Origin of the sequence: Neoroseomonas rubea (assembly GCF_016106015.1) — a bacterium.
GTDB classification, from domain to species: Bacteria; Pseudomonadota; Alphaproteobacteria; order Acetobacterales; family Acetobacteraceae; genus Neoroseomonas; species Neoroseomonas rubea.
The window spans coordinates 1-4544 of the sequence record NZ_JACADQ010000338.1 but is presented as its reverse complement, the minus strand read 5'-3'; the positions used below and the strand labels follow the sequence as shown (position 1 = coordinate 4544).

The window sequence follows — 4544 nt, the reverse complement described above, 5'->3', positions numbered from 1 at the left end:
GATGGCGCCGCGCGGCACGCAGATGCCCGCCGAGACCGCGGTCGGCGCCGCCCGCGCCGAGGCCGGCGCCCAGCCCGGCGCGGCAGTGGTCCGCACCACCCGCGCCCGCGTGACGATCAACGCGGTCGACACCGCGGCCAATACCGTGACCTTCACCGGCCCGAACCGGGTCCGCCGGACGGTCGCGGTGCGCAGCCCGGAGATGCAGGCCTTCATCCGCACGCTCCGCCCGGGCAGCCAGGTGGATGTCGCCATCGCGGAAGCGACCGCCCTGTCGGTCGAGCCGGCGGAACGCTGATCCGGTCCGGGTCCCGGGGGCCGCGCGCCCCCGGGACCACCGCCTGGACGTCATGATTCGGGTCCGGCGCGATCCCCCGTTGATCCGAATGAAAAAATCTCCATATTCGTGGCCTCACGGGGAATCATCCCCCAACGGAGGAGTTTTCAACGTCATGGCCTTTGGTCCCGACACTCGATTCACGACGGGTGCGCCTGGCTGGGGTCGCGTCGCGACCGCCGACGCGGCCGCCGTCGATGCCGGGCTGCGGTCCTACATGCTCCGCGTCTACAACTGGATGGCTTCGGGGCTGCTGCTGACGGGCATCGTGGCGCTGATGATCGTCAGCGTCCCGTCCATCAACGGCCTGTTCTACGAGGCGGTGCGCACCGCGTCCGGCCGCCTTGTGATGGCGCCGACCATCCTGTGGTGGGTCGCCGCGCTTTCGCCGCTCGCGTTCATCCTGGTCTTCACCTTCGGCGCCAACCGGATGTCGAAGACCACGGCGCAGGCGCTGTTCTGGGCCTTCGCGGCGGCGATGGGCGCGAGCATGAGCAGCCTCGCCTATCGCTACACCGGCCAGTCCATCGCGACGACCTTCTTCATCACCGCCGGCATGTATGCCGCGATGAGCCTGTACGGCTACACGACGAAGGCCGACCTGACGCGTTGGGGTTCGCTGCTGCTGATGGGCCTGATCGGCATCATGCTCGCCAGCATCGTGAACATCTTCATCGGCTCGTCGGCGATGGCCTTCGCCATCAGCGTGATCGGCGTGGTGGTGTTCCTGGGCCTGACGGCCTTCGACACGCAGCGCATCAAGGCGGACTACATCGAGTACGCCTATGCGGAAGGCACCGAAGTGGCCGGCAAGCGCAGCGTCTTCGACGCGCTGACGCTGTACCTGAACTTCATCAACCTCTTCCAGATGCTGCTTTCGCTGCTCGGCCAGCGGCAGAGCGAGTAGTCCGGAAGGGTTCTTTCCGAACGGGCCCCGGGGAGCGATCCCCGGGGCCTTTTTCGTGCCCGCGGTTCAGCGGTTGCCGCCGCCCTGCTGCACGACATGGGTCAGCTCATGGCCCATGAGGCCGCGCATCTCCGCCGTCATGCCCTGGTCGTAGCCGCCGGGGCCAAAGAACAGCGGCGTGCTGCCCTGGGCGTAGGCCTGTGCGCCCATCTGCGCGTTGGCCGCCCCGGCGCCGTTGCCCGGCTGGGCGCGCACGGCGGAGAGGTCGACGCCGAACAGCCTGTCCTCGACCTGCCCGACATGGGCCGGGTCGCCGGGCGGGTTGATGATGTTCCGGGGGGCCATGCGCTTGCTCCTGCGAAGGGTGTGCGGAGCCTATGGCATGCAGGATTGCATCGACAAGCACGCTGCGCATCGAGAATAATGACGACCCCGCCGCAGCGACGGACCCCCCCCCGCCATGCCGAAGCCAAATCCTTGCCCGACCGCGACGATCTACGCCGCGACCAATGGCAAGAACGACTTCAACATCACCATCACCATCGACGACGCCGCCTGGGACGCCGCGGTGGGCGACCACGACGTGATCCTGAGCCTGCTGTCGAACACCCCCATCTCGGTACAGGCCGGCCTCGCCGCCAAGGGGAACTGCATCAAGCGCGAGAGCAACGGCTGGGCAATCCATACCCAGACCAACAAGTCGCTCTATGACCTGAACATCGCCAAGAACGACGCAGGAAAGAAGGTCTTCAGCTTCACCGCCTACAAGAAGCGTCCGCACTGAGTCCGACCGGATGAAGGCTCGGCCCGCGCGCGGCCAGCCACCAGCCCCGCGCATCCTGCTCTCCGCACAAGCGTCAAAGTCTCTGAACGGACGCCATGACACGGCCCGGCCGAGGGATTGCCCTCCGGCCGGAGCCGCGGTCCATCAGCCCTCGACCGGCTCGGGCTTCTCGGACTTGTCCGCCTTCTCGCCCTTGTCGCTCTTGCCGAGATAGACGAGCAGCTTCTCGATCGCGGCCGGCTTGTCAGTCCGGTCGATCGCCGCGACCTCCGCCGCCAGGCGGTCGAGCGCCTGTTCGTAGATCTGGCGTTCCGAGAAGGACTGGTCCGGCTGACCGGCGTTGCGGTGCAGGTCGCGCACCACCTCGGCGATCTGGATCGGATCGCCGGAGTTGATCTTCGCCTCGTATTCCTGGGCGCGCCGGGACCACATGGTGCGCTTGATGCGCGCGCGCCCCTTGAGCGTGTCGAGCGCCTGCTGCATCGACTCGCCGGCCGCGAGCTTGCGCAGCCCCGAGGAGGAGGCCTTGCCGACCGGGACGCGCAGCGTCATCCGGTTTTCCTCGAAGGTCACGACGATGACGGACAGGGCATAGCCTGCCGCCTCGATCGTCTCGATCCCCTGCACCGTGCCGACGCCATGGGTCGGGTAGACGACGTGGTCGCCGGCCTTGAAGTCCTCCTTCGGCCGGGGCGCCGCCTTGGCGACGGTCGCGACGGATGCCGGCGCGGCGACCGGGCGATGGCCAGGGCGCGAAGGGATCGACCCCGGCCGCGGCGGCGGGGGAGAGGAGGAGCGGTTGGGGGGCGGCGGGGCGACGATCATGGTCTGCGGCCTCGGCGCGGATTGCGGCGGGGACGAGACAGCCGGCTTCGGCGGCGTGGTGACGGGCATGGGTGCTGCGACCGGTGCGGGCGCAGGCGCTGCGACGGACGGCGCGGCCTTGGGCGCAGGCGCCGCGGCCTTCGCCGATGCCGTCTTCGCAGGCGCGGCCTTCACGGGTGCGGCCTTCGCAGGCGCGGCCTTCGCCGGTGTCGCCTTCGCGGAGGCGGCCTTGGACGACACGGCCTTCGCCATCGCCGCGGCTTTCGGCGCAGCTGGGGTGGCCTTCTGGGCCGGCTTGGCCGTCGCCTTGGGCGCCGGCTTCGTGGCGGCCGCGGTCTTGGCCTTGGTCTTGGGCTTGGGGGCTGTCTTGCTCGACACCTTCGCCGACTTCGCGACAGCCTTGGGCTTGGCCGGGGCCTTCGCCTTGGGCTGAGCCTTCGGCTTCGTCTTCGCGGCGGCGCGGGACTTGGACGGCGCCTTGGCGCGGGCCGATGCCTTCATGCGAGAATTGCTCCTGCTCCTGCGCGACGGAACCGCCGCACGGGCCATACCATGATGGTGACGCGCACAGCCGTACGGCGCGCCTCACCTATCCATCTTGTTGAAACAATAGCACAAAACGAGGGCCTGCGTCACCCCCGGGCAGGCCGTCAGCCAGGATTCGGACTGAACAGGTCCTTCTTGCCTGGCTTGTCCTTCCAGTCGTCCGCATCGGCCGGCGCCTCGCCCTTGCGGGTGATGTTCGGCCACTGCGCGGCATAGGTCCGGTTCAGCTCGACCCAGGCGGTCGCCTTGTCGTCGCTGTCGGGCACGATCGCCTCGGCCGGGCATTCGGGCTCGCAGACGCCGCAGTCGATGCATTCGTCCGGGTGGATCACCAGCATGTTCTCGCCGACGTAGAAGCAGTCCACCGGACAGACCTCCACGCAATCCATGTACTTGCACTTGATGCAGTTCTCGGTGACGACGTAGGTCACGGGTGGCGGGCCCCCGGGCATGCGGTTACGGCATCGGGAAGATGGCTGGGGCGCCGCCTCGCGGCAAGACGCGCCCTGCGCATGGGTCCGTCCCTGTGCCCGCCGGCGACGCATGGGGCGCCACCAAGGCCCGTGCGGTCACGCCCGCGGCACGGTTCCGTCGAGCAGTTCATAGAGCGCACGCGCCTCGGACGGCGGGCCACGCCGCGCCGCCAGGGCCAGCACCCGCCAGACGGCGATGCGCCCCGCCTCCCCGCTGCCGAGGGCGATGGTCAGCACGTCGCCCGGCCGGACCCGGGCATGGGGCTTCTCTGTGGGCTGGCGGTTGATCCGCACCGCACCCGCCTCGATCATCCGCGCGCAATCGGCGCGCGTCTTGCGCAGGCGCGCGCACCAGAGCCAGGCATCGAGGCGTTGCGCCTCCTGCCCCGCTTCCGCCACGTCAGTCCTTCTTCAGGAGGTTCGCGAGCACGGCGAAGGGGCTGTCCGCGCGCGGCATGGGCGGTAGCGAGGCACGTTCCTCCCGCGGGCGGCGCGGGCCGCGGTCGCGGTCGCGGTTGTCCCCGCCCTGGTACGGCTTGCCGCCGCCGGGGCGACCTTCGCGCGGCGGGCGACTGTCCTGGCGTGGCGGACGGTGGTCCTGACGTGGCGGGCGCGGCGCCTCGGCGGCAGCCTCGGCGGGCGAGGCTTGGCCCTCGGCGGGCGGGGCAGCGG

8 protein-coding genes and 1 pseudogene are annotated in these 4544 nt (G+C 69.8%); 4 read left to right on the top strand and 5 right to left on the bottom strand.

Annotated features, from left to right (window positions below; all coding sequences use genetic code 11):
- Both HW577_RS21220 and HW577_RS21215 read left to right on the top strand, forming a co-directional pair.
- Positions 1–298, top strand: a pseudogene (locus tag HW577_RS21220) (hypothetical protein); the annotation flags it as partial.
- A gap of 154 nt (positions 299–452) precedes the next feature.
- Positions 453–1244 carry a Bax inhibitor-1/YccA family protein gene (locus tag HW577_RS21215; RefSeq protein WP_198378112.1) on the top strand — a complete coding sequence of 264 codons (792 nt, stop codon included), beginning with the start codon at positions 453–455 and terminating at the stop codon, positions 1242–1244.
- A gap of 66 nt (positions 1245–1310) precedes the next feature.
- Here HW577_RS21215 and HW577_RS21210 read toward each other — a convergent pair whose 3' ends face one another.
- Positions 1311–1589 carry an eCIS core domain-containing protein gene (locus HW577_RS21210; RefSeq protein WP_198378111.1) on the bottom strand — a complete coding sequence of 93 codons (279 nt, stop codon included), beginning with the start codon at positions 1587–1589 and terminating at the stop codon, positions 1311–1313.
- A 115-nt stretch (positions 1590–1704) separates the two neighbouring features.
- Here HW577_RS21210 and HW577_RS21205 point away from each other — a divergent pair, with 115 nt between their 5' ends.
- Positions 1705–2028: a hypothetical protein gene (locus tag HW577_RS21205; protein ID WP_198378110.1), complete on the top strand. Its 324-nt coding sequence runs from the start codon at positions 1705–1707 to the stop codon at positions 2026–2028.
- A 144-nt stretch (positions 2029–2172) separates the two neighbouring features.
- On the opposite strand, the gene HW577_RS21200 is transcribed toward HW577_RS21205, so the two are convergent.
- A complete protein-coding gene (locus tag HW577_RS21200; RefSeq protein ID WP_232475120.1) occupies positions 2173–2853 on the bottom strand; it encodes a CarD family transcriptional regulator in 681 nt (226 codons plus the stop codon).
- On the opposite strand from HW577_RS21200, the gene HW577_RS26675 reads away from it, so the two are divergent.
- A complete protein-coding gene (locus tag HW577_RS26675) occupies positions 2852–3286 on the top strand; it encodes a hypothetical protein (protein WP_232475119.1) in 435 nt (144 codons plus the stop codon). The genes HW577_RS21200 and HW577_RS26675 overlap by 2 nt on opposite strands.
- A 217-nt stretch (positions 3287–3503) precedes the next feature.
- Here HW577_RS26675 and fdxA read toward each other — a convergent pair whose 3' ends face one another.
- The 3 genes from fdxA to HW577_RS21185 all read right to left on the bottom strand — a co-directional run.
- Positions 3504–3830, bottom strand: a complete 327-nt coding sequence (fdxA, locus tag HW577_RS21195) for a ferredoxin FdxA (RefSeq protein ID WP_198378109.1) — start codon at positions 3828–3830, stop codon at positions 3504–3506.
- A 138-nt stretch (positions 3831–3968) separates the two neighbouring features.
- The gene (locus tag HW577_RS21190) at positions 3969–4271 is read right to left on the bottom strand and encodes an RNA-binding S4 domain-containing protein (RefSeq protein ID WP_198378108.1); all 303 of its coding nucleotides are present in this window, start codon (positions 4269–4271) and stop codon (positions 3969–3971) included.
- A 1-nt stretch (position 4272) separates the two neighbouring features.
- The coding region (locus HW577_RS21185) for a hypothetical protein (RefSeq protein WP_198378107.1) at positions 4273–4544 on the bottom strand (272 nt) is incomplete at its 5' end.